Genomic DNA, 24,494 nt, shown 5'->3' on the forward strand with positions numbered 1-24,494 from the left:
GCGGGGGGGGGAGTCGTGCCAGCAGGGCTGGGGGCCGTGCTCTGGATCATGGACTGCGCAGCCTGCAGGGCCTTCTGGCGCATTTCAACGCTGTCGGGTGAGAGGAGGAGTTCCTTGGCCTTGTCCTTCACGGAATCCGGCACCTGTTTGACGGCCTCCTTGGCGGCATCAATCGCCTTGGTTTTGGTGTCTTCATCCACCTTCTTTTTGCGGAAATCAAAGAGGGGGCGGGTGCCGCCGGGGCCTTGAGCCAACGCGCCAACGCTGCTGATGAGCAGGGCAATGTACAGTATGGACGACGTCTTCATATCACTTGGAGGGGCGTGATTCAGTGGTGGGTGTTACCTCGCCGCTGAGAGTGCTGCTGTCAAAGATGACCATGTGGATGTTTCCTGTCATCCGTCCCTGATTTTTTGCGGTGTCAAAAATGAGGCTGTCACCTTCGATGTCGAAATCTGCGCGGCGCACATGGCTGCGCTCCGTGCTGCGGAGGACACCGCCGCTGCCGGCCATCTGATAGAAGGCGGTCTTGAGGTCGATGCGGACGTCGTTTTTCGGATCGGCATTGAACATCTGGACCACGAGGTTTTCGGCGTAGATGCGTTCGTCATCCACCCGGCGGAGCATGTCTGCGGTGATGAGCGAGGTGCGACGGCCGGTGGAGTCGAAGGAAGGAATGACGGCGCCTTTGTTCACGGCTCCGGGCGGGACCATCTGCAGAAAGGCGCTGATGCCGGAGTCTGCCGGCGCCGGCTGCTGGGCGGTGGCGAACATGACGAGGCCGGCCAGCACGCCGAGCGTGATGGAAATCGCGAACCTGCGGCGGTACAACCGCTCAAGTGATGTCACGAACGAGGCCATGAATCTTCCGCAAGGTTTCCACCACTTCCGCGATCTGCGAAAGCGGGATTTGATTGGGGCCGTCTGAAAAGGCGTTGGCTGGATCCGGGTGCGTTTCCATGAACACCCCGTCACAGCCTGTGGCGACTGCGGCGCGGGCGAGGACGGGGGCCAGCTTGCCATCACCACCGGTGGCGGTGCCGAGACCGCCGGGACGCTGCACGCTGTGGGTGGCATCCATGACCACGCGGTAGCCGAGTTCCCGCATCCAGTAGAGGGAGCGCATGTCGGCGACGAGGTTGTTGTAGCCAAAGGTGGTGCCACGCTCGGTGAACATGAAATTTTGGCAGCCGGCACTGACCAGCTTGTCACCGATATTACGAACGTCCCAAGGCGCGAGGAACTGGCCCTTTTTGACATTCACCGCGCGGCCGGTTTCGCCGGCGGCGACGATGAGATCTGTCTGGCGGCAGAGAAAGGCGGGGATTTGCAGGAGGTCGATGTGTTCGGCGGCCTGCCGGGCTTCCTCGACGCTGTGGACGTCTGTGGTGACGGGGACGCCGAGTTTGGCACCAATCTGGGCGAGCAGTTTGCAGCCGGCCTCACAGCCGAGACCGCGGTAGGAGGAGATGGCGCTGCGATTCGCCTTGTCGTAGGAGGCTTTGAAAATCCAGCGCCAGCCGTACTGCTGCGCCATGGCACCTAATTTTTCGGCCACGCTCCAGATGAATTCTTCGCTCTCGATCACGCAAGGACCGAGCATCAGGACCGGTTCCGTGCCATCCATCGACACAGACCCTATTTTTACCACCGGAAGAGAGAACAACCCCATAAGAACTTGATATTGATTCTGGGAGCCTCGCTCCAGAATCGGTCTTGAAGATTTCCAACCCCGTTGCGCGGCCCGCTATGGGTGAAATGTAGCGGGCGAGGGGGGAAAGACAACGGGAGATTCTGGCAGGAATTGATGCATCCAAACGTCTGGAGGCCGTGCGAATGAGCAGGAGTCTTCCTGTGGTTTTAAAGGAGGCGTTTCCAGAGCGGCATCGGAGTGCCGCGCTCCCGGGTTATGCATCCAAGCGCCGGACTTCGAGCTCGACTTGAAGGGCTGCAGTCGCTCCGGGCGGACCGTCGAAGTAGCCGGAGACGGGGGCGGCGTCCTGGTAATCGCGGCCGGTGGCGATTTTGATGTGGCGTTCATCGGCGAGGGTGTCGTTGGTGGGGTCCAGGCCGAACCAGCCTTTGCCGGGAACGTGGACCTCACACCAGGCGTGGGAGGCCTGGGTGCCGCGGAGGTGGGAGTCGGGGCCGTTGTAGAGATAGCCGCTGATGTAACGGGCCGGAATGCCGAGGGAGCGGCAGATGCCGATCATGAGATGGGTGAAGTCCTGGCAGACGCCTTGTTTTTTTTCCAGCACCTCATTCATGTGCGTGGAAGCGGTGGTGCTGCTGGGGGCGTAGCTCCACTCGCGGAAGATGTGATGCATCACCGCCTCGGCGGTTTCAAAGACGTCGTTGCTGTCATTGCGGATGTCGATGCCGAGCCGCCAGACTTCGGGCGTGACTTCCACGTAGCGGCTGGCGCCCAGAAAAGGGGAGACCATTTCGTCGGTCTCGCTTTTGAGTGCTTCAAAAGGGACACCAAGGGGCTTGCCGTCCTTGTAGGGATTGGTGGTGTTGATCGTGGACTGCGACTCGATGATCAGATCGTTGTGCGGCTCTGGAATGTCGAAGTAGTGAACGTAGTTGAGCCAGTTGTCACGGAAGTGCTGGAGCCGGGCAGGCGGCTTGACGTTGAGCAGGAAGAATTCGAGGCGTGATTTGTCATCCGTGACGGGACGCAAACGCACTTCGTTGTAGCTGTCACTGACCGCCGCGCGGTAAACGTAGCGGGTACGGTGGAAGACTCGGAATCGCATGGCGAGCAGCAGGGGGTGCCAACGGCGTGTTACTGTTGCTGCTGCTGGACCTGGAGATCTTCGTCGGCGTAGGCATGGTAGGCGCCTGGGGCAACGCTTTCCAGCGGGTCATCGTCGTCGCTCAGTTGCGAGAGTTCGGCGTGCTGGACGAAGGTCTGGAAGATGGCCTCGCCGATCTGATTCAGGCGAAGCTGGAGATCGTCGATGTATTCATGGAGGCCGGTGGCGAGGACTTCCTCCACGGTGGTGTAGGCCAGATCAGCGCGGAGACGGCCCACGTGGCGCAGGGGCAAGGGCATGCCTTTGAGGCCGGCATCTGAGCAGAGCAGTTTCAAGGCAGTTTCAGCTTCTGCGACGCAGCAGGCGATGGAGCGCGGGAAGGTTTCGTCGAGCAGGAGATAGGCAATGATTCTGGAAGGATCCAGGCGGCGGTGATGGGCCTGGAAGGCATGCCAGGCGGAACAGGAGCGCAGCAGGGCGGCCCAGCGCAGGGGCCGGGCCTGTGCGTGGGGAGGCAGCTCGAGTGACAGGCCGGAGCAGGTGTCCAGGAGGCGGGACATTTTGTCCGCACGCTCCAGGCAGGTGCCGAGGCGGAGGAAGTGCCAGATCTCACCGCGGGGGGTGGTGGAATCGGCGATGCCCTGGAACTGATAGGAACCACGGAGCACGCGCTCGTAAAAGGCGGCGCTCTGGGTGCGGTGCATGGCCTTGCCTTCGGCGGAATCGACAAACAGGCGCAGGGAGTTCAGCGACTCCCAGATCTCATCGGAGATCTGATCCCGCACGGTGCGTGCGTTTTCACGGGCGGCGCGGATGCTGTTGAGCATCGAATTGGGATTGTCGGAACGGAGGGCGAGGAACTCGGTGACGTCCTGGCCTTTGATTTTTTTGTGCAGCTTGAAATAAGCCTCTTCATCGCCGGTGGTGGCGAGGAGGGGCTGCCAGAACTGCGCTTCATCGACGCCTTCGGCTCCGGCATCCAGCAGGAGGTCCTGCGTGGAAAGGAGGAGGCGTGAGAGGTTTTCCGCACGCTCGACGTAGCGTGCCATCCAGTAAATGCTGTCTGCGACTCGGCTAAGCATGGCGTTTGATCAGGCGGCGGGTGGGGTTTCGGCAGGCATGTCGAGGGGGTCATCCCAGAGCACCCAGGTGTCTTTGCTGCCGCCGCCCTGGGAGGAATTCACGACGAGGGAGCCTTTTTTCAGCGCCACGCGGGTGAGACCGCCGGGGACGACGCGAACGCGGTCGCCACAGAGCACGTAGGGGCGGAGGTCGATGTGGCGGCCTTCGAAGTGGTCGTCCACAAAGACGGGATGGCGGGAGAGCTGGAGAACGGGCTGCGCGATGTAGTTGCGCGGGTTCTTCTTGATGCGCTCGGCGAATTCAGCGCGCTCCTTTTTGGAGGCGTGCGGCCCCATGAGCATGCCGTAGCCGCCGGATTCGTTCACGGCTTTGACCACAAGCTTGTCGAGGTTGTCGAGGATGTAGGAACATTCCTTCTCGTCCACGCCGAGGTGCGTGGGCACGTTTGGCAGGATGGGGTCCTGATCGAGGTAGTATTTGATCATCTTCGGCACGAGGGCGTAGACGGCCTTGTCGTCTGCGACGCCGGTGCCGATGGAGTTGGCGAGGGCGACATGGCCTTTGCGATAGGCATTGATGATGCCGGGGACGCCGAGGAGGGAGTCTTTGCGGAAGACCTGGGGATCGAGGAAGTCGTCGTCGATACGGCGGTAGATGACATGGACCTGCTCCAGGCCTTTCGTCGTGCGCATGAACACGCGGTCATTGCGGAGGATGAGATCCCGGCCTTCGACGATGGGCACGCCCATCTGCTTGGCGAGGTAGCAGTGCTCAAAGTAGGCGCTGTTATAAATGCCGGGCGTGAGAACCACGATGGCGGGATCCAGAACGCCGCTGGGGGCGAGGTGAGCGAGAGTCTCACGCAGCATGGAGCCGTAGGCATCCACCGGGCGCACGGGCAGCTGCTGCAGCAGGCCGGGGAAGGCGCGCTTCATCGCATTGCGATTTTCCAGCATGTAGGAGGCGCCGGAAGGGCAGCGGCCATTGTCTTCGAGGACGTAGTAGTCGCCTTTGCCATCGCGCACGAGATCGGTGCCGCAGATGTGGATATAGATGCCGTGCGGCACTTTGATGCCACGGAACTCAGGCCGGTAATGCGAGGCGGAGAGAACCAGCTCGGCAGGGACCGCCTTGTCTGTGATGATCTTCTGACCGTGGTAGATGTCATTGAGGAAGAGGTTCAGCGCGGTGATGCGCTGGATGAGCCCGGCTTCAATGGTCTCCCATTCACGCTGCGGGATGATGCGCGGCATGAGATCGAAGGGGAAGATGCGTTCCGTCCCTTGGTCGTCACCATAGACAGTGAACGTCACGCCCTGGCGGAGGAACGCGGCATCCACGGCCTTTTGGCGAGCGGAGTATTCGGACGGAGTGAGTGAACCTATACTATCAAGCATGGCTCCGTAGTGCGGACGTGCCTTCCCGGATTCGGAAAACACTTCGTCGAAGAAGCCCTCTGGTTGGTAGTCGTTAAACAGTGACGACATGAGGTGATATAGTTTAGCAGGGCCTGTGCCAGAGTTTGAAAGTCTTTCTAAATGGCATCGGCTGGGGGGTCTTGATCAGGTTCCCACCGGCTCGACATCCACGCCGACGCCGACGGTGTGCCTGCCACCGCCAGTAATGATGCCACGCACGGGGCTGACATCCGAGAAATCACGACCGATGGCCACGGCGATGTGGTCGAGAGAAGTGAAGCAGTTGTTGGTGGGGTCGAAATCGACCCAGCCAAATCCGGGTACAAAGCAGGAGGCCCAGGCATGCGAGGCATCGACCCCCTGGAGCCGCGGTTTGCCTGCGGGAGGATGGGTGCGCAGGTAGCCGCTGATGTAGCGGGCGGGCAGGCCCATGGCGCGGAGGCTGGCGATGGCGAGATGGGCGAAGTCCTGGCAGACGCCACGCTTTTTTTCCAGCACTTCGTTCAGCGGGGTGCTGATGGTGGTGGCCTTCGGGTCGAAGACAAACTCACGGTAGATGCGGCGGCAGAGATCGGCGGTGGCGGCGAGGACGGGGCGGCCTTTGGTGAAGCTGGGCAGAGCGAAATCACGCAGCGGCATCTCATGGATGAGCAGCGGGCTGCCGAAGACAAACTGGCAGGGGTCCAGCAGATCCACCGCGACGGGGTCACGAAACATGGCGGCAACGCTTTCCCAAGGCGGCGTCTGGAGGGGATCTGGCTGCAACACCGGCATCAGCGAAACGAGGCTGCGTGAGATGACTTCAAAATGCTTGTGCAGCTTCTGCACGGAGAAGCATGAAACCAGATTGCCAAAGGAATCGGTGTGCTCCGTGAGCAGATCGGGCTCCGGGTCGAAGCTGAGGCTGAACTCCAGGCAGCGCTGCGTTTCGGTATCGCGCGGGCGCAGACGAGCGGCATGGTGCGACACGACCACCTGCGAGCTGTAGGCATACGTGGTGCGATGAGTGATGCGGTAGTTCATCACGAGGACGGAGTGTCAGCAGGAGCATCTTCGCTGCTGCTGATGGTGGAGTGTGCGAAGTAACCGGCGGTGAGCGCATCATTGAGCACCGGCATGGCCTCGATGAGCTGGGTGAGCAGCCTGGCCACCTGGGTCTGCGACCAGGCACCGGGCTCGACCCGGGCGAGCTCGGTGGGATCACACAACTGGAGGCGGGTGCTGTTTTCCAAAAAGACGCGCATCGCCGGAGTCAGCAGGGCTGAATTGAGCTCGTGGGGCAGATGCTCGAACTGCTGGCGAATGCGTTCAAACTGGAAGCGCAGGCCACGGGGGTTCTGCTCGTCGAGCATGAGCAGATCGTACACGGCGGCGAGCTGGGGAAGGAGGCTGTAGCGGTTGCGGTAGGTGATGGTGCTGTCACCGACTTCGAGAATGGCCTCCAGCAAGCTGGGGTTTTCGGCATCGGCGCTGCGGAGGCCGGCGCGGAGGAGTTCGCAGATGTAGACGGTGCGCTCAATGCGGTGGCCCATGTCGAGGAACATCCAGCCCTGGGCACGCGTCATGTTTTCCTTGGCGAGGCCATGGAAGGAGGCGAGTTCGAGGATGATGCGGGTGAGGACGTTCAGCGCGTCCGACATCGGCGTGACGCTGGGCGTGTTGTCGTAAGCGTCGAGGGCATCTCCAAGCTGGCTGATGACGCGCCAGGTATCGATGGAAATGCGGTCACGCAGCAAGACGCCGATGCGCTGGATGTGGGCGACGCTGGAACGAATGCTGGTGGGGTGATTGGCATCAAAGACCGCCTCCAGGAGCCGTGCCTCAAGCTGCTCCTGCTGGGAGGCGAGCGAGGCGGCGTCCGGCACATCGTCCAGAACGGTGAGACTTTTCAAGGCCTCCAGCAAGGGGAGCAGCAGGGGTGTTTCGCTCATGCCGCTTTCCGGAGAGCAGCGCAAAAGGGTGGAGCGCAGGAGGCGGGCGCTGGATTCAGCGCGTTCCGCGTAGCGACCGAGCCAGTAGAGATGATTCGCCACACGGCTGCCGAGATTGTGGCCGGTGCGGCGGAGTTCCACCGGAGTGCTGGTGGTGGAGAGCAGTGTGACGTTTTCCACCGGCCCTTCACTGAGCACCCAGGTGTCCTTGCTGGTGCCGCCCTTCTGCATGGAGACGAGGGGTGAATCCATGGAGGCGGCGACGCGGGTGAGCGCGCCGGGCATGACCATGTAGCCGTCCTTGGTGGCGACGAGGTAAACGCGTACGCTCACGGGCTTGTGCACGAGGTGGCCGTCCTCCCACATGGGGGCGGTGGAGAAGGCGATCTTTTCCTGCGCCGCCCAGCGATCCGGGGCAAAGCGCATGCGTTCGGCGAGGGAGGCACGCTCGGCACCCGTGAGGCGTCCGCCAAAGCAAGCCTCACGTCCGCGCACGCGGAAGGCGCTCTTAATCACGAGGCGGTCGAGATTTTTTTCCACCTCGCCACGCGGGCGTTCCTGTCCGCACCACCAGGTGGCCACGGAGGGCATGAGCAGCTCTGAGCCAAGCAGTTTGCGACACAAACCGGGGAGGAAGGCCATCATGGCCGGAGCTTCGGCGAGGCCGGAGCCGAGGGCATTTCCCAGGGACACATTGCCCGCACGCACGGCGCGCACGAGGCCGGGAACGCCGAGCATGGAGTCGTTGCGCAGCTCCAGGGGATCGCAGAAATCGTCATCCACGCGGCGCAGAATGACATCCACGGGTTCGAGGCCGTTGAGGGTCTTCAGGTAGACGCGGTCATCGCGCACGGTGAGGTCTTCGCCTTCCACCAAAGTGTAGCCGAGGTAGCGGGCGAGGTAGGCCTGCTCGAAGTAGGTTTCATTGTAGGGCCCGGGGGTGAGGAGGACGACGCGGGGCTCCTCCACCGGACGTGGGGCCAGGGCAGCGAGGGACTGCTGCATCTGGCGGAAGAAACCGGCGAGACGGCGCACGCGAGCATCGCGAAACACGTCTGGCAGCAATCGCGACGTGATCAGGCGGTTTTCCAGCGCATAGCCGGAGCCGGTGGGGATCTGGGTGCGGTCGGAGATGACCCACCACTGACCGTCGGGCGAGCGGGCGATGTCAGCCCCGTACACCTGGAGTGGTTTGGCGTTTGGCAGCTTGATGCCGTGGCAGGGGCGCAGATAGGCGGGCTGCCCGAGCACGAGAGCCGCAGGCATGCTGCCATCACGGATCAACTGCTGCGGACCGTAGCTGTCAGTGAGAACCGCGTTTAGCAGCGTGGCACGCTGGATGAGCGCCTTCTCGATGCCCTCCCATTCGCGAGCCGAGATGACAAAGGGCACCGGGTCCATCTTCCAGGGGGTGTCGAGGCCTTTGTCGTCGTAGATGTTGAAGGTGACGCCGCGCTCCGCCAGCAGGCGGCGGGTGGTGTCTGCGAGGCGTTTGACGCCAGCGGTGTCCCGGCGCTGGAGATCCGCGATGACGGGCTCGTAATGCGGGCGTACTTTGCCGCTGGCGTCCCGCAGTTCATCGTAATGACCCCGGGTTTCAGGACCGTCCAAGCGCGACATGACCGACCGTTGGTGAACGGGAGCAGCAGTGGAGGTTTGAGATTGGAAGATCAATGCGAGGACAGCTTTGCGATTGGTGATAGTAGGAACCGTTCATGCTTTGTGCATCCCCATTCTTTACTTTCATCCATTGCGCAGGTCCAAGGTGAAGGGGAACTCGGGATTGGGCCGGGCGGGCGCCACCTTCATCTTTCCGGGGGTGTGACCGTGGCGGAAGAAGCGGGCGTAGCGGCGGCTTTCGGCCTCGTAGGCATTCACCGGGAAGGTTTCGTGGCTCAGGCCGCCGGGATGGGCGACGTGATATTTGCAGCCACCGAGGGAGCGCTGATTCCACTGATCGACGAGATCGATGGTGAGGGGTGAGTGGACGCCGACGGTGGGGTGCAGGCAGTTTGGCGGCTGCCAGGCGCGGTAGCGTACACCGGCGACGTATTCGCCGTTGGTGCCGGTGGGATGCATGGGCACGGTGCGGCCGTTGCAGGTGATGGCGTAACGGCCTTCCACGAGCCCCTGCGCCTTGATCTGGATGCGTTCGAGCGAGGAATCGACGAAGCGGACGGCACCGCCGGCGCCGTTGTCCTCTCCGAGCACGTGCCAGGGCTCCAGCGCCTGACGGATTTCCACGTTCACGTTGCGCGTGCACCAGTCGCCACTGAGCGGGTAGCGGAACTCGTAATGCGGGGCGAACCACTCGGGCTTCAGTTCAAACCCGGCCTGCTGGGTGTCATGGCAGACGTCCTCGATGTCGCTCCAGGCGAAGTGAGGCAGCATCCAGCGATCGTGGATGTCGGTGCCCCAGCGCACGAGGGGCGCCTCGTAAGGCTCCTTCCAGAAGCGGGCGATGAGGGTGCGGAGCATGAGGGCCTGGGCGAGGCTCATGTGCGGATGGGGCGGCATTTCAAAGCCGCGCATTTCCAGGAGGCCGAGGCGGCCGGTGCTGCTGTCTGGCGAGTAGAGCTTGTCGATGCAGAACTCGGCGCGGTGGGTGTTGCCGCTGGAGTCGATGAAGAGATTCCGGTATAAGCGGTCAACCAACCACGGAGAGACCTCGCCGCCCTTTGCCATGGCCTCAGATGCGGCCTTGAAGGCCGTTTCGAGTTCGTAGAGCGAGTCGTTGCGTGCTTCGTCGATGCGCGGGCTCTGGCTGGTGGGGCCGATGAACATGCCGGCGAACATGAACGAGAGGGAGGGATGATTCTGCCAGTAGCTGGTGAGGCTGCGCAGGAGATCGGGACGGCGCAGGAAGGGGCTGTCCCGGGGTGTTTCCGCGCCCATGACGATGTGATTGCCGCCGCCGGTGCCGGTGTGGCGGCCATCGACCATGAATTTCTCCGTGCCGAGGCGGGTGAGCCGGGCCTCTTCGTAGAGCGATTCGGTGATGTTCACCATTTCATCCCAGCTTTTGGCGGGGTGCACGTTTACTTCGATCACGCCCGGGTCAGGGGTGACTTTGAGGACGTGAAGGCGGGGGTCATAGGGGGGAGGATAGCCTTCGATGACGACGGGCTGATCCAGAGCCAGCGCCACGTCCTCCACGGCACCGAGGGCGGAGAGGTATTCCTCCAGCGTCTTGGTGGGTGGCATGAAGATGAAGAGCTTGCCGTCACGCGGCTGCACGCAGAGGGCGGTGCGCACGACCTGGTCGGCGGATTGCCCCACGGATGGAGGCTGGGCGGCAGGATCAATGCCCTGCTGATGGTCTTCGCCGGCGTCTTCGGAGAGGCCTTCCGCACCGGAAGGGCCACGGCGCTGGGCGAGTTTTTCCCAGAAGGAGGAAGGCACCCCGGCGATGCCACGCACAAACTGCTGGCGCGAGGGCAGCGGATCGCGCTCTTCCATGGGGTCCTGCTCGTGGTGATAGGGGTAGTCGGTGGTCTTGACCCAGGGCTGCGAATCGAGCGGCAGACGCAGGCCGATGGGGGAATCTCCCGGAACGAGGTAGCAGCGCTCGGCACGGAGGAACCACGGGCCGGTTTCCCAGCCGTTGTCCACGGGTTTGATCGGGAGCACGTGGCCGATGATTTTATCAAGACCTTCCTCGAACACCTTGGCGAGGCGGGTGCGCTCCTCCTTGTCCTTGAGGTTGGATTTGAGCGGATCGACGTTCACCGGCAGCTTGCGCTCGCGCCAGAGGTAGTAGAAGGCGTCCTCATACGTGGGCATGATCCACTTGGTGCTGCAGCCGATGCGTTCGGCGAGAGCGTGGATAAAGCGAGCGGAGTGGGTCTCGTTGACGCCGTAGTCTGTCTGCATGTCGGCATACAGATGGGGATGGGCCCAGAGAGGCTGGCCGTCTTTGCGCCAATGGCAGCCATAGGACCAGCGAGGGAGGGATTCGCCGGGGTACCATTTGCCCTGGCCGTAGTGCAGGAAGGCTCCGGGCGCGAAGCGGTCTCTGAGGCGCTTGAGCAGGATGTCGGACAGCCTGGCCTTCATGGGTCCGACGGCGGCGGTGTTCCACTCGGCCCCTTCGGCGTCGTCGATGGAAACGAAGGTGGGCTCGCCACCCATGGTCAGGCGTACATCGTTGGCTTCCAGCTCTTTGTCCAAGGCATGACCCAGAGCGGCGATCTCCGCCCACTGCTCCTCGGTGTAGGGCTTGGTGACGCGGGGTGACTCATAAATTCGGTCGACTTTCATGTCGAACTCGAACTCGGTTTCGCAGGGCTCGGCCATGCCGCTGATGGGTGCGGCGCTGCCGGGGTCAGGAGTGGCGGCGAGCGGGATGTGCCCTTCCCCGGCGAAGAGGCCGGAGGTGGGATCGAGGCCGACCCAGCCAGCGCCGGGCAGATAGACCTCACACCAGGCGTGGAGGTCGGTGAAATCCACCTCGGTGCCGCTGGGGCCGTCGAGGGACTTCACGTCCGGCTTCAACTGGATGAGGTAACCGCTGACGAAGCGTGCGGCGAGGCCGAGACGGCGCATGAGCTGCACCATGAGCCAGGAGGTGTCGCGGCAGGAGCCGGTGCGCTTGGTGAGGGACTCCTCCGGGGTCTGGACGCCGGGCTCCATGCGGACGGTGTAACCGATGTCCTTCCAGAGGCGCTGATTGATGGCCACGAGGGCATCAATCGTGCGCGGCGGCCAGGGTTTCATGGCGAGGAGCTCGCTCTGCACCTGGGTGAAGTATTCGGCGAATTTGGGCGTGAGTTCCCCGCACTTCAGGAAGGGGGCCAGTTCATGGTCGAGCGCGGCATCGTAATCGAAGGGGAAGTTTTCAGCCTCAGGCTCCAGGAAGAAGTCGAAGGGATTGAAGACCGCCATCTCCACCACCACATCCACCTCGATGCTGAATTCCTTGGTTTTCTCCGGAATGACCAGCCGGGCGAGGAAGTTTGACTGGGGGTCCTGCTGCCAGTTCAGGAAATGCTTCTCCGGGGTGACTTTGAGGGAGTAGCTCAGGATGCGAGAGCGGGAATGCGGGGCGGGACGCAAGCGGATGACCTGGGGGCCCAGCTCGATGGGGCGCTCGTAGCGGTAGCTGGTGCGGTGGTGAAGGGCGACGTGGATGGACATGCGAAAAGGTTGGGAGGGCGGACGGGATGCTCAGCGCCCGCAGGGCTGTGTTTAGCAAGTTCATGGCCAATCTTGGATTCAGGCGCGGGAAAACTGCGCTTCGAACCTTGCCTCCCCACGATTTCGCGGGACTATGGGCGCGCATTCAACCAACCCAGACATGTCCAAGAAAACGCCAGCCCCTGCCACGATCCGTCCCATCAAGAAGCTGATGGTGGCGAACCGCTCTGAAATCGCCATCCGCGTCATGCGTGCGGCCACTGAACTGGGGCTGAAAACGGTGGGGATTTATGCGCAGGAAGACCGCTTCTGCCCGCACCGCTTCAAGGCGGACGAAGCCTATGAGCTGAACAAGGACAAGGGACCGCTGGGCGCCTACCTGGACATCGAAGGGATCGTGGCTCTGGCGAAGGAGAAGGGCGTGGATGCGATCCACCCTGGCTACGGCTTCCTGTCTGAGAACCCGAAGTTCTCCCAGGCGTGCGAGGACGCGGGGATCATCTTCATCGGGCCTGAAGCGAAGATTCTGGACATGATGGGCGACAAGACGGCCGCCCGTAACGTGGCGCGCAAGCTGAAGGTGCCGATCCTGGAAGGCACCGATGAGCCGGTGAGCGACCGCAAGGAGGCGCTGGCGACGGCGAAGAAGATCGGATTTCCGCTGATCATCAAGGCGGCCTTTGGCGGCGGCGGGCGCGGCATGCGCGTGGTGCGTGAGGCGAAGGATCTGGAGAAGCTGCTGGACGAGGCGCAGACCGAAGCGGAACGCGCGTTTGGCAACGGGGCGGTGTTCCTGGAGCGATTTGTGGGCAAGGCGAAGCACATCGAGGTGCAGATCCTGGCGGACAAGCATGGCAATGTGCTGCATCTGCATGAGCGCGACTGCTCGGTGCAGCGCCGGCATCAGAAGGTGATCGAGCAGGCGCCGAGCTACGGCATCAAGCAGGAGATCATCGACGGGCTATGCGAGGCGGCTGTGAAGCTGGCGCATGCGGTGAACTACACGCACGCGGGCACGGTGGAGTTCCTGGTGGATCACGAAACAGGCGAGTGGTTCTTCATCGAGATGAACCCGCGCATCCAGGTGGAGCACACAGTGACGGAGGAGATCACGGGCATCGACATCGTGCGGAGCCAGATCCTCATTGCGCAGGGCTACCAGGTGCACCAGGAGCCGCTGGCGCTGCCACCGCAGCACAAGATCGAGAAGAGCGGCTTTGCGATCCAGTGCCGCATCACGACGGAAGATCCGGAGAACGGGTTCACGCCGGACTTTGGCAAGATTTTGACCTACCGCAGCGCGGGTGGTTTTGGCATCCGGCTCGATGGCGCGCTGGGCGCGACGAACGCGGTGATCACGCCTTATTATGACTCGATGCTGGTGAAGATGACGGTTTATGCCCGCACCTATCAGCAGTCGCTGGACCGCATGGACCGCGGCCTGCGCGAGTTCCGCATTCGCGGGGTGAAGACGAACATTCCGTTCCTCATGAACGTGGTGCATCACCCGGATTTCATGGCGGGGCAGGCGACGACGCGCTTCATCGACAACAACCCTGACCTGCTGAAGTTTGTGGCGCGCAAGGACCGCGCCTCGAAGCTGCTGAGCTACCTGGCGGACACCAACGTGAACGGGAATCCGTTTGCGAAGGGGCACAAGATTTCCAAGGCCTTCACCGCGCCGCCGATTCCGACGTATGACCACCGCGTGGAGCCAGCCAAGGGCACGAAGCAGCTCCTGACGGAGATGGGGCCTGAGAAGTTCTGCCTGAACTGGGTGGCGAAGCAGAAGAAGCTGCTGCTGACGGACACGACGATGCGCGATGCGCACCAGTCCCTGCTGGCGACACGCATGCGCACCTTTGACATGCTGGCCGTGGCGGACAGTGTGGCGCGGCGCACACCGAACCTGTTCTCGCTGGAGATGTGGGGTGGGGCGACCTTTGACGTGACGATGCGCTTCCTGCGCGAAGATCCGTGGGACCGCCTGCGCTCCATCCGTGCGAAGGTACCGAACATTCTTTTGCAGATGCTCTTCCGCGGCTCGAACGCCGTGGGCTACACGAACTACCCGGACAACGTGGTGAAGGGCTTCATCAAGCATGCGGCCCAGAACGGGATGGATATCTTCCGCATCTTTGACTCGCTGAACTACCTCCCTAATTTGAAGGCAGCGATGGATGCGGTGCGCGAGGAGACGGACTCCATCTGTGAAGGCACGCTGTGCTACACGGGCGACATCCTGGACCCGAAACGCGACAAGTACGACCTGAAGTACTATGTGCGCCTGGCGAAGGAGCTGGAGAAAATGGGTGCGCACATGCTGTGCATCAAGGACATGGCCGGCCTGGTGCGCCCGTTTGCGGCGAAAAAGCTGGTGAAGGCGCTGAAGGATGAGGTGGGCCTGCCGATTCATTTCCACACACATGACACGAGCGGTCTGAACGCCTCGAGCATTCTGGAGGCCTCCACGGCGGGCGTGGATGTGGTGGATGCGGCGATTTCCTCCATGTCCGGAGGCACTTCGCAGCCGAACCTGAACTCGATCGTGGCGGCGATGCAGAACACGCCGCGTGACACGGGGCTGGACAGCGAGGCGCTGCAGGAATTCAGCGACTACTGGGCGGCGGTGCGCAGCTTCTACAAGCCCTTTGACACGGCGGAGCCGTACGGAACCGCAGAGGTGTATCTGCATGAGATGCCGGGCGGCCAGTACACGAACCTCAAGGAGCAGGCCATCGGCATGGGCCTGGGGCCACGCTGGCCGGAGATCGCGCATGCGTATGCGGAAGTGAACCAGCTCTGCGGTGACATCGTGAAGGTGACGCCCTCGAGCAAGGTGGTGGGCGACCTGGCGATCGAGTGCGTGGCGCGTGGCGTGAAGCCGGGCGATGTCTTCAACCTGACCGGGACGAAGTGGAGCAAGGACGTGACGAGCATGTTTGAAGGCTGGCTGGGCGAGCCCTTCTACGGCATGGAGCCCGCCAAGGCGGCGGATTCACGCAAGAAGTGGAACAAGCTGGCCGACGCCATCGTGGGCAAGGACGGCAAGCGCATCAAAGGCCGCCCGGGAACGCATGCGGCGAAGATCAATCTGGCCGAAGTGCGCGCGGAGCTGAAGGGCAAGCTGAAGAAGGAACCGACCGAGGATGATGTGTGGAGCTACCTCATGTATCCGGATGTGTTCCTGAAGTTTGCGGATTTCCGCAAGACCTACGGCGATGTGTCTGCGCTGCCGACGCCGGCCTACTACTACGGGCTGCAGGACAAGGAAGAAATCCACATCAGCCTGGAAGAGGGCAAGACGCTGTTTGTGCGCCTGCTGAACATGACCGAGGCCGACGCCGCTGGTCAGCAGACGGCGATCTTTGAACTCAACGGCTACCCGCGCCACACGACGGTGACGAACAAGGCGCTGGCGAAGAACGCGGTGACGAAGACGAAGGCGGATCCGGCGGATTCCACACAGGTGGGTGCGCCGATGCCGGGGATGGTGGCGAGCATCGCCGTGAGCGTGGGCCAGAAGGTGAAGGAAGGCGAGACCCTGCTGACGCTGGAAGCCATGAAGATGTTTGCGGCCGTGGCGTCACCGATTTCGGGGACGGTGAAGGAGATCTGCGTGAAGATCAGCGAGAGCGTCGAGAGCAAGGATCTGATGGTGAGGCTGGTGAAGTAGCGGGGCCTTGTATTTCAGAGACATAGGCCTTTACCATGGACAGTGAGCTTCCTGCGCGAACGCAAGTGCGCAGGAAGCGGGCGAGTCATGGCCTGCCAGCCAGGTGCCTTTGGAAGAGCCGCCATTGATCTCCTCAATCGAAGCTTCAGGACTATCAATATCCTGAGGGGAGACTTTGTGGGCAAGTGATGGGGGTCATGAATGACCTTATCTTACTCTCTCTACAGGCGGCAGGCGTGGTGCTTGCTGCGGATTTTGCGGCAGGCCTTGTCCATTGGACGGAGGATGCTTACATCCGTGAGGACACGCCGTGGCTCGGGCGCTGGGTCGGGCGGCCGAACATGGTGCATCATCATCTGCCGCGGCGGATGACGCGGAACACGTGGTGGGAGAGCAACAAGGAGCTGCTGGTGGCGATGGGGGTGCTGATCTGCGCGGCGGCATGGCTGGGCTGCCTGACGTGGCATGTGTGGCTGTTTGCGCTGGTGGGCGGGAATGCGAACGAGGTGCACAAGTGGTCGCACCGGACAAGGCGGGAGAACGGGCGTGTGATCTCGCTGCTGCAGGATCTGCGGATTTTGCAGACGCCGCAGCACCATGCGGCGCATCACACGAATCCGAAGGAGGTGCATTACTGCCCGGTGACGAATGCGCTGAATCCGGTGCTGGATGCGCTGCATTTCTGGGAGGGGCTGGAGTGGCTACTGGCGCATGCGGCGGGGCTGAAGCGGCAGCCGGACAGCTCGGTGCCCGGGCAGGGCATTCCGCCGGAGTGGATCGCGGAGATGCGGCGTGCGGGATGACGTGGAGGGACTGAGCAGGCTCTGGGCGTGGAGGATGGAATGGGAGCCGCACTCGGAGAGTGCGGACCACGCCGCGATGGCTATGCGAAAGCGATGGGGGGGCGCACTAGCCGCGCTTGTTCACACAAACGCCTCTTCGGCAAACTGCGGGACTTTGAGGGTGTGCGTATGCCAGAGTGTCTGCCATGCGCTGATGGACGGGCGGGCTGTCGCCACGCCCATCCTACCTACCAAACATGCTGCGCCAGGGCGCTCGCCAGGAGCGAATTTATTGAATGGTGGTGACTTGGGCTGAGAGGCCGGGCTGGAGGGGGATGGACTCCCCTGCCCTTTTGCCGAGGAGTTTCTGGCCGAGGGCCGAGGCGGGGGTGATGACGACGATCTCGGTGCCCTCGTGCAGGATCTCGGTGCCTCCGGCGAAGGGGCCGATGAAGTAATGGGCGGCTTCTGCAGGGAGTGCGAGGGTGACCAAGGAGCCGAGGGTGATGGCGGTGCCTGACTCCTGAGTGGCCGCTGACATGGCCGTGAAGGCCTGCACGGCCTGCTGGAGCTCCGCCACGCGCTGAGCCTGACCGCGAGCGACGTAGGAGGCCTCCAGGGTGCGGGTGTCGTATTTGTTCTCCGCCTTGCTGTCGGGGTCCGTGGCGGCAGCGAAGGCGCCCTGCGCGGCGCGGGTGAGGGCGGCGAGTTCGGCATTGAGCACGGAGAGGATTTGAGCGAGGACGGCTTCTTTATTCACAGGGAGGGAAGCCGTGCGCTTTTTCCAGACGCGGATCAAGGATGAAAAATACGGCATTGACCTGCCATTGGCATTTCAGGTAAAATCAAATCATGAAAACGCACCGGCAGCTTGCTACGAGAGCGTTCACCCTGATCGAACTGCTCATTACGATCACCATCATCGCGATCCTCGCGAGTTTGACAGTATCGGGAATCATTAATGCCATCGACCAAGCCAATCGTCTGAAAGTGCGATCGGTGTCGATGGAACTCAAGACTGGCATCGAGCAATTCCAGGTCGACTACGGCCGCTGGCCCATCGACCCCAGTGTCAGCGGAGCGAATGGTGAGGACGCAGCGGAACTGCTGACGGATGGCAGCAATACTCTGGTGGACACGCTGATGGGGATTCCACCTGCATCGGGAGGTGCGGTGGATCTGAATCCCAAGCGTACGTCGTTTGCATCGTTTCCCCCCGCGAACAATGGCCACCACGGTCTGGTAGGAGCCGCACGCCCCTTCAAGCTCGCGGACATGTATGGCCAGCCCTACCACATCCTGCTGGATACGAACGGTGACAACCAGGTGAAGAATCCCGATGTCAGCAACACTGACCCGAAGCTCTCGACGGGTCAGGCGGCGCATCTGGTCACCAAGGTGGCAGTGTATAGCAACGGCAAGGATCAGATCCCACGCACGAGTGATGACGTCACCTCGTGGCGGCCCAAGTGAATGGACTTGCTGCTGAACAGATGGCACGAGCGCGCGGAGAGATGGGGATGTGGCGAGGCTCGTTTGGCTGTCGGAGTGTGGTGGGCGCAGTGGGGTAGGAGCACGCTCGAAGTCGGGCGGTTTGGCGGAGGAGGGACTGGGTGATGGAGTGACTCCAGCGCGCCAAACACGACCGACCTACGACGGGAGCTGCGCGGGCTGTTTCATTTTCCTGCGGCTTTGAACACTTCGGGGTGATCCAGCACCATCTTCTTCACGCGGGCGGCCTGAACCGCAGGGCAGTCGGGCGGCAGCCATGAGGATTGTTCGAGCACCTCGCGGCCGCCGATGCTGCCGAGAATGACGTAGGCGCTGAGCAGGGTGCCGAGCAGATCGGGATGTGTGCCGTCCTCGGCATAGAGCGCGAGCGCGGGATAGAGATCATGCACCCGCCACCAGAAGTCTCCCACGGGGCTGACGATGATCTGTGCGCCGGGAATTTTTTCCTGCGCTGCTTTCACGGCGTTTGCATTGGCGAAGTGGATGCGGGCAAGGGCCTGCTCAGGATCATTGCCGGTGGCGAGGGCATCGGCGGATTTTTCCTTCCAGAGCTTTTCGTGCCGTGCCCATACCTGAAACACGACGACCAGCACTTTGGGATTCAATTCGTGGGCGGATTTGACGAGCTTGGCGAGGCCGTTTTCCATGAGCGTTCTGGCATCTGCATCCACGGCGGCGGCAGCGGAGACGACGCTGTGCTCCTGCACAACGACGACATCCCAGGGCTTGCCGTCGTCCGCGCCTTTTTTCAGCAAGTCCATGCCCTCCGCATTGGTGGTGTGGCGCTCAAGGGTGTAGTTTCCCTGGAGATTGCTGCCGATGTGCGGCGCCAGCATCTGGGAGGAGAGCATGAGCTCGCCCACCATGCCGGGGAGCTTGTTGAAGGCGGTGTAGCTGTTGCCGAGAAAAAGGACGCGAACGGGCGTGGCCTCGTCGGCGGCTTTCGCATTCCCGCAGAAGCAGGCGGCGAGAGCTGCCAGCAGGAGCGTGCGCCGGGACCATGCGATGAATGAAACTGTCTTCATGTGGTATTTCATCATGGCTTGCAGAGCTTGTCCGCGAGCAACTCGGCTTTTTCGTTTCCTTCCTTCGCGGGCACATGGCCGACGACGGTGGATTTGTCCTTGTCGAGCTTGATGATGATGAGCGTTTCGAGGCGTGTCTGCTTTTCGTCGTCGGCGCTGGACATCATGCGGTAGATGATGGCGTAGGGGACAAAGGTGTCGCCTTTGCGGAAGCCGCGCCACTGGACGACGTTGTTTGCCTTGGCCGGGAACTGACCGGGGCAGGCGGTGAGGGTGGCGTTCATGAGGTCGGTCTTGCTGCCGTCGTAGATGAGATTGATCCAGCTGCGGAGATCGCCGCCTTCATGGATGACCTGATAGCCGCCGAGGCCGGGGCAGAGATGCCTGAAGTGATCGATCTCGGGATCTTTTTCGCGTGACGAGTCTTCGAGGATTTTGACCTTCTTGGGATCGGTGGTGGTGAACTCGGAGTCGGGCTTGAGATCTGCGGCGGAGGCGAGCAGGCAGCCGAAAGCCAGGAAGAGAAACTGGGGGAGAGATTTCATGAGTGGATCATTTTAGTGCAGCATCCGCCGCGCCATCGGCTTTGCGATAGAGACTTGTCGGAATGAGCATCTGTGGGGGCAGTTCTTCACCTCTGGAATAACGCATGTAGGCGCGCACGACTTCAATGCCCATTTTATCGGGGAACTGAATGGGGTCGGCGTAGATCTTGCCGTCTTTGATGGCCTGCTTGCCTTCGGGCTGGCCGTCGAAGCCGATGATGACGACCTTGTCCGTTTTTCCCGCCTTCTCCACGGCCCCGCGAGCACCGAGGGCGCCGGGATCATTGATGGCAAAAATGCCGACGAGATCCGGCTGGGCTTGCAGCATGTCTTCGGTGGCTTTGTAGCCTTTGTCATTCGCGCCGCCGCAATCGAGCTCGCTGACGATCTCGATCTTTTTTGTCGCCGTGGCGTTGTGGGCCGCCAGGGCCTCCTTGAAGCCTTTCACGCGGAGGATGCAGGACTCGACCTGCTTCATGTCGAGCACGCCGATCTTCCCCCCCTGCCCTTTCAATGCTTCGATCATGGCTTCAGCGGCCATTTTGCCACCGCCGAAGTTGTCGGTGGCCACCTGGGTGGCGATCTTCACGCCGGGCTCGTTGCAAGGCACATCGACGGTGAAGACCGGGATGGCGGCAGCGTTGGCTTCCTGAATGACGGTGACGATGGCCTTGGAATTCGTGGGGCTGAGCACGATGGCGACGACGTCCCGCACGATGAAGTCTTTGATCTGATTGCTCTGGCGCGCCACGTCCGAATCGGCACTGACGATGAGTGTGTCATAGCCATGCTTTTTGGCCTCGGCTTCGATGTTGTCGGCGATGACTTTGAAGAAGGGATTTTGCAGCGAGAGGAGCGACACGCCAATGGTGCCTCTGGATGACTCCGCCGGTCTGCCGCAGGCGGCAAGCAGGAGGGCGCAGAGCAGAAGGAGGCGGGATTTCATTGTGCATGGTAGCACGAGCTCCTCATTGGCATCAATAGCGGAGAAACGCGCGCCTCCTTGCTTCGAATGCCTGGGTCTCGCTGCTCCAGCCTGCCACCACTTTTTTCCAAGTGTCTCCAGCACGCATTGCCTTTACGCTGGCGGCGCGATTGAGGAGGGTGTTCACCAGATCGAGCTTGAACTGCTTTGGATAGAGACGGTGCAAGGTGCTGGCGATGGCGATGCCTGCATCGACGGCATTCAATGCGGTGCGGTCGGTGATGGAGAGGCGGACGCCGCCGCAGGCTTCGCCTTTGAAGATGCTGGCTGTGGGCGTGAAGCGGATGGGGGTGAACTGCAGGCCGGCGAGGCCGAGTTTGTTGAGTTCATGGGAGAGACGCAGATCGTCCACGTAGGGTGCGCCGAGGACTTCGAAGGGGGTGTCGGTGCCGCGACCGACGGTGATGCTGAACTCGAGGAGGCCGATGCCGGGATAGAGGAGGGCGGCATTGAGCGAGCGCATGTTGGGGGATGGATTGATCCAGGGGAGGCCTGTTTGATCGAAGAGCATGTGGCGGCGCCAGCCTTCGACGGGGATGATTTTCAGATCGCAGCCGATGACGCGCTCGGTGTTCATCAGGGCGGCGAGTTCGCCGGCGGTCATGCCGTGGCGCAGAGGGATGGCGTGCGTGGCGGTGGGTTTTTCGGCGTCGATGACGGCGGGGCCTTCGATCTGGAGGCCGCCGATGGGATTGACGCGATCAAGCACGTAGAAGGGCTTCTTGGCTTTCGCGGCGGCTTCCATGCAGAGGCGCATGGTGCCGATGTAGGTGTAGAAGCGGCAGCCGATGTCCTGGATGTCGAAGACGAGGGCGTCCACGTCCGCGAGCTGCTCCTGCGTGGGGGCGCGCTGCTCGCCGAAGAGGCTGAGCACGGGCAGGCCGGTTTTTTTGTCGGTGGAGTTGCTGATTTTTTCCTGATCGAGCTCACCACGGATGCCGTGTTCGGGGCTGAAGAGTTTTTTCAACTTCACGCCGGGAGCATTGGCGAGGAGATCGATGGTGCTGTGGCGCTGGGCGTCGATGCCGGTTTGATTGGTGATGAGGCCGATGCGGAGGCCGTGCAGGTCGGTGAACTTGCGACGGGTGAGGACGTCGATGCCATTGAGCACGGTGGGCACCTCGGCCTCGGCGCGGGGCCATGGCGGACCGGTGGCGGGAACGAGTGTGACGTACTTGGCGGCGGTGGTGCCGATCTCTTCGTACAAGTCGCGCACGCTGCCTTTGCCATCGGGGTGGAGGCGTGAGCTCATGAAGATGACGAAGGTCTGCGATGCGGGATCGATCCACAGGCTGGTGCCGGTGAAGCCGGTGTGCCCGAATGAGCCGATGGGGAAGGTTTTGCCGCGCGGGCGGCTGAAGGTGGAGTCGATGTCCCAGCCGAGGCCGCGGCGTTCGAAGACGGTGGCGATGGTCTGTGGTGCGGTCATGAGTTTGACGGTCTCGGGCTTCAGCACACCTGCGCCGTTTTGAAGAATCATACGCGCGTATTTGGCGAGATCGCCAGCGGTGGTGAAGAGGCCGGCGTGGCCGGTGACGCCGCCCATCTTGCGGGAGGTGGGGTCATGCACGACGCCGCGCAGCATGGTGCCGTTTTCATCTTTCTCCGTGGGCGCGATGCGTGGCTTCCACTCATCGGGTGGGAGGAAGCGGGTGGAGTCCATGTGCAGCGGTGCGAACACATGCTGCGTGGCGAAGTCATTCAAGCGCATGCCGCTGACGCGCTGAACGATCTCGCCGAGGAGGATGAAATTGATGTCGGAGTAGCGGAAGAAGCGGTCAGGCGGGCCGTCGGGTTCTGTGGCGATGGCGCGTTCGATGCCTGCGGCGTAGCCGGTCCATTCGGGCTCTTTGGGCAGGCCTGCTTTCAGGCCGGAGGTGTGGGTGAGAAGGTGACGCACGGTGATGCCAGCGCGGAACTCCGGGATGTAGCGGCGCGCCTCGGCCTCCAGCTCGATTTTTCCCTGCTCCATGAGGATGAGGATGCTCGGAAGAGTGGCGACGACTTTGGTGAGCGAGGCGGCATCGAAGACGGCGTCTTCGGTCATGGGCTCTTTGGCGGGCACGAGGGCGCGCTGGCCTTCGGCGAGGGTGAGCTTTTTGTCGCCGCTTTCAAACCAGAGCACGGCACCGGGCGGGTTGCCTTTGGCGACGGCTTTGGCCACGACGGCACGCAGAGGATCGAACTCATCCGCGTGCGCGAAGGAGCAGAGCAGAAGGAAAGTGAGCGAGCGCAGCATGAAGAACCTCATGCTGCCAGAAACGCTGCGAAGCAGGCTATTTCTTTTTCTTCTTCGCCGCTGGTTTGCCCTGCTTGGGGCTTTCGAAGATGGGTTTGATGGTGCCTTTTTCCCAGTCGGCGATGGCGGTGACAAGCTCCTGAACCACGGCGGGCTTTTCAGCGGCGAGGTTTTTGGATTCGCCGATGTCGGTGGCGAGATCGTAAAGCTCGGGCTCCGCTTTGCCGAGGCGCACGAGTTTCATGGTGCCGCGACGGATGGCGTTGTTGCCGCCGGGGCCGCCGGTGCGCCAGAAGAGGGTGTCGTGGGGGGCGGTGGATTTTTCACCGCTGAGGAAGGGCAGCAGGTTCACGCCATCGAGATTCTTGGGGGTGAGATCCGCCGAATCTGCAGCGGCGAGAGAGGTGGGCAGGAAATCGAGGGCGATGACGGGCTGCTCGTATTTGCCGGGCTTGATTTTGGCGGGCCAGCTGACGAGGAAGGGCACGCGCATGCCGCCTTCATAGACCATGCCCTTGGCACCGCGCAGGGGAGCGTTGCTGGTGAAGTTGCTGCCGCTCTTCGCCTGGAGGTTGGGGCCGCCGTTGTCGCTGACGAAGCAGATGAGGGTGTTGTCGCGCTGCTTGGTGGTGTCCAACTGCGTGAGCACCGCGCCGATGGCCTCGTCCATGGCCGACACCATGGCCGCGTAGGTCTGGCGGCTTTTGTCGGTGATCTGCGAATACTTGTCGAGCCACTTCTGCGGCGCCTGAAGTGGTGTGTGCGGGGCATTGAAGGCGAGGTAGAGCATCCAGGGTTTGGACTCGCTGGCGTGGCGTCCGATGAATGACGAGGCTTCATCGCCGAACTGCTCGGTGAGGTACTTGGTCTGGGGTTCGTCCTTGCCGTTGCGGTTCAGGGGGATGGTGTACTCCACACCGCCTTTGTCTCCGGGGAAGTACTGGTGGCCTCCGCCGAGCGCGCCGAAGTATTCATCAAAGCCACGCTTGTTGGGGTGAAACTGCGGATGCGCGCCGAGGTGCCACTTGCCGACGGCTCCGGTGGTGTAACCGGCTTTTTGCATGAGCTGCGGATAGGTTGTCTCGGTCACAGGGAGGCCGGCAACGGTGTCCTGAGGGAGCCAGGCGGGGTTGTTTTCATGGCCGAAGCGCTGCTGATACCGGCCCGTCATGATGCCGGCGCGCGTGGGGCTGCAGAAGGGGTGCGAGACGTAGCCGTTGGTACAGACGAGGCTCTGGGCGGCGAGCTTGTCGAGATGAGGCGTGGTGATTTCCTTGGAGCCCTGGAAGCCCAGATCGTGGTAGCCGAGATCGTCTGCGACGATGAGCAGGACGTTGGGTTTGGCGGCGAAAGCCGATGCGGTGAGAAGCAGGGAGGCAAGGAAGAGGAGAGATCGCATGATG

18 protein-coding genes are annotated in these 24,494 nt (G+C 62.2%); 3 read left to right on the plus strand and 15 right to left on the minus strand.

Features of this window, described 5'->3' with window-relative positions; genetic code table 11:
* The 9 genes from ACILSL_RS10605 to ACILSL_RS10645 all read right to left on the minus strand — a co-directional run.
* Positions 1-308: hypothetical protein (locus ACILSL_RS10605; protein ID WP_395731996.1), on the minus strand; the 308-nt coding region annotated here is incomplete at its 3' end.
* 1 nt (position 309) lies between these two features.
* Complete coding sequence (locus tag ACILSL_RS10610; RefSeq protein ID WP_395731997.1) at positions 310-849, minus strand: hypothetical protein; 540 nt, start codon at positions 847-849, stop codon at positions 310-312.
* The gene (kdsA, locus tag ACILSL_RS10615) at positions 836-1,672 is read right to left on the minus strand and encodes a 3-deoxy-8-phosphooctulonate synthase (protein WP_395731998.1); all 837 of its coding nucleotides are present in this window, start codon (positions 1,670-1,672) and stop codon (positions 836-838) included. The genes ACILSL_RS10610 and kdsA overlap by 14 nt, the downstream gene beginning before the upstream one ends.
* Before the next feature lie 235 nt (positions 1,673-1,907).
* Entirely contained in the window at positions 1,908-2,759 is an 852-nt protein-coding gene (locus ACILSL_RS10620) for a transglutaminase domain-containing protein (protein WP_395731999.1), read from the minus strand.
* A 29-nt stretch (positions 2,760-2,788) separates the two neighbouring features.
* Positions 2,789-3,841, minus strand: a complete 1,053-nt coding sequence (locus ACILSL_RS10625) for an alpha-E domain-containing protein (RefSeq protein ID WP_395732000.1) — start codon at positions 3,839-3,841, stop codon at positions 2,789-2,791.
* A 9-nt stretch (positions 3,842-3,850) separates the two neighbouring features.
* Positions 3,851-5,329: a circularly permuted type 2 ATP-grasp protein gene (locus tag ACILSL_RS10630; protein ID WP_395732001.1), complete on the minus strand. Its 1,479-nt coding sequence runs from the start codon at positions 5,327-5,329 to the stop codon at positions 3,851-3,853.
* A gap of 75 nt (positions 5,330-5,404) precedes the next feature.
* A complete protein-coding gene (locus tag ACILSL_RS10635) occupies positions 5,405-6,283 on the minus strand; it encodes a transglutaminase N-terminal domain-containing protein (RefSeq protein WP_395732002.1) in 879 nt (292 codons plus the stop codon).
* Complete coding sequence (locus tag ACILSL_RS10640) at positions 6,283-8,811, minus strand: circularly permuted type 2 ATP-grasp protein (protein WP_395732003.1); 2,529 nt, start codon at positions 8,809-8,811, stop codon at positions 6,283-6,285. Before ACILSL_RS10640 ends, ACILSL_RS10635 begins: the two co-directional genes overlap by 1 nt.
* A 123-nt stretch (positions 8,812-8,934) precedes the next feature.
* Positions 8,935-12,327, minus strand: a complete 3,393-nt coding sequence (locus ACILSL_RS10645; RefSeq protein WP_395732004.1) for a DUF2126 domain-containing protein — start codon at positions 12,325-12,327, stop codon at positions 8,935-8,937.
* Between the two features lie 160 nt (positions 12,328-12,487).
* Here ACILSL_RS10645 and ACILSL_RS10650 point away from each other — a divergent pair, with 160 nt between their 5' ends.
* The gene (locus tag ACILSL_RS10650) at positions 12,488-16,003 is read left to right on the plus strand and encodes a pyruvate carboxylase (protein WP_395732005.1); all 3,516 of its coding nucleotides are present in this window, start codon (positions 12,488-12,490) and stop codon (positions 16,001-16,003) included.
* Between the two features lie 197 nt (positions 16,004-16,200).
* Complete coding sequence (locus ACILSL_RS10655) at positions 16,201-16,806, plus strand: fatty acid desaturase CarF family protein (RefSeq protein ID WP_395732006.1); 606 nt, start codon at positions 16,201-16,203, stop codon at positions 16,804-16,806.
* A 268-nt stretch (positions 16,807-17,074) separates the two neighbouring features.
* Here ACILSL_RS10655 and ACILSL_RS10660 read toward each other — a convergent pair whose 3' ends face one another.
* A complete protein-coding gene (locus tag ACILSL_RS10660) occupies positions 17,075-17,602 on the minus strand; it encodes a transcription elongation factor GreAB (protein ID WP_395732007.1) in 528 nt (175 codons plus the stop codon).
* Between the two features lie 35 nt (positions 17,603-17,637).
* Between ACILSL_RS10660 and ACILSL_RS10665 the strand changes: the two genes are divergently transcribed.
* On the plus strand, positions 17,638-18,258 hold the full coding sequence (locus ACILSL_RS10665) for a prepilin-type N-terminal cleavage/methylation domain-containing protein (RefSeq protein WP_395732008.1): 621 nt from the start codon (positions 17,638-17,640) through the stop codon (positions 18,256-18,258).
* A gap of 203 nt (positions 18,259-18,461) precedes the next feature.
* Here ACILSL_RS10665 and ACILSL_RS10670 read toward each other — a convergent pair whose 3' ends face one another.
* Genes ACILSL_RS10670 through ACILSL_RS10690 form a run of 5 tightly spaced genes read right to left on the minus strand, consistent with a single transcriptional unit; the run spans position 18,462 to position 24,490 of the window.
* Positions 18,462-19,322: a hypothetical protein gene (locus tag ACILSL_RS10670; RefSeq protein WP_395732009.1), complete on the minus strand. Its 861-nt coding sequence runs from the start codon at positions 19,320-19,322 to the stop codon at positions 18,462-18,464.
* Between the two features lie 11 nt (positions 19,323-19,333).
* Positions 19,334-19,867 carry a hypothetical protein gene (locus tag ACILSL_RS10675; RefSeq protein ID WP_395732010.1) on the minus strand — a complete coding sequence of 178 codons (534 nt, stop codon included), beginning with the start codon at positions 19,865-19,867 and terminating at the stop codon, positions 19,334-19,336.
* 7 nt (positions 19,868-19,874) lie between these two features.
* The gene (locus ACILSL_RS10680; protein ID WP_395732011.1) at positions 19,875-20,813 is read right to left on the minus strand and encodes a substrate-binding domain-containing protein; all 939 of its coding nucleotides are present in this window, start codon (positions 20,811-20,813) and stop codon (positions 19,875-19,877) included.
* Between the two features lie 31 nt (positions 20,814-20,844).
* The gene (locus ACILSL_RS10685; RefSeq protein WP_395732012.1) at positions 20,845-23,091 is read right to left on the minus strand and encodes an exo-beta-N-acetylmuramidase NamZ domain-containing protein; all 2,247 of its coding nucleotides are present in this window, start codon (positions 23,089-23,091) and stop codon (positions 20,845-20,847) included.
* Positions 23,092-23,128: 37 nt separating this feature from the next.
* Positions 23,129-24,490: a sulfatase gene (locus ACILSL_RS10690; protein ID WP_395732013.1), complete on the minus strand. Its 1,362-nt coding sequence runs from the start codon at positions 24,488-24,490 to the stop codon at positions 23,129-23,131.
* Positions 24,491-24,494 lie beyond the last annotated feature (4 nt).

Source organism: Prosthecobacter sp. (assembly GCF_044222345.1).
Classification (GTDB): Bacteria; Verrucomicrobiota; Verrucomicrobiia; order Verrucomicrobiales; family Verrucomicrobiaceae; genus Prosthecobacter.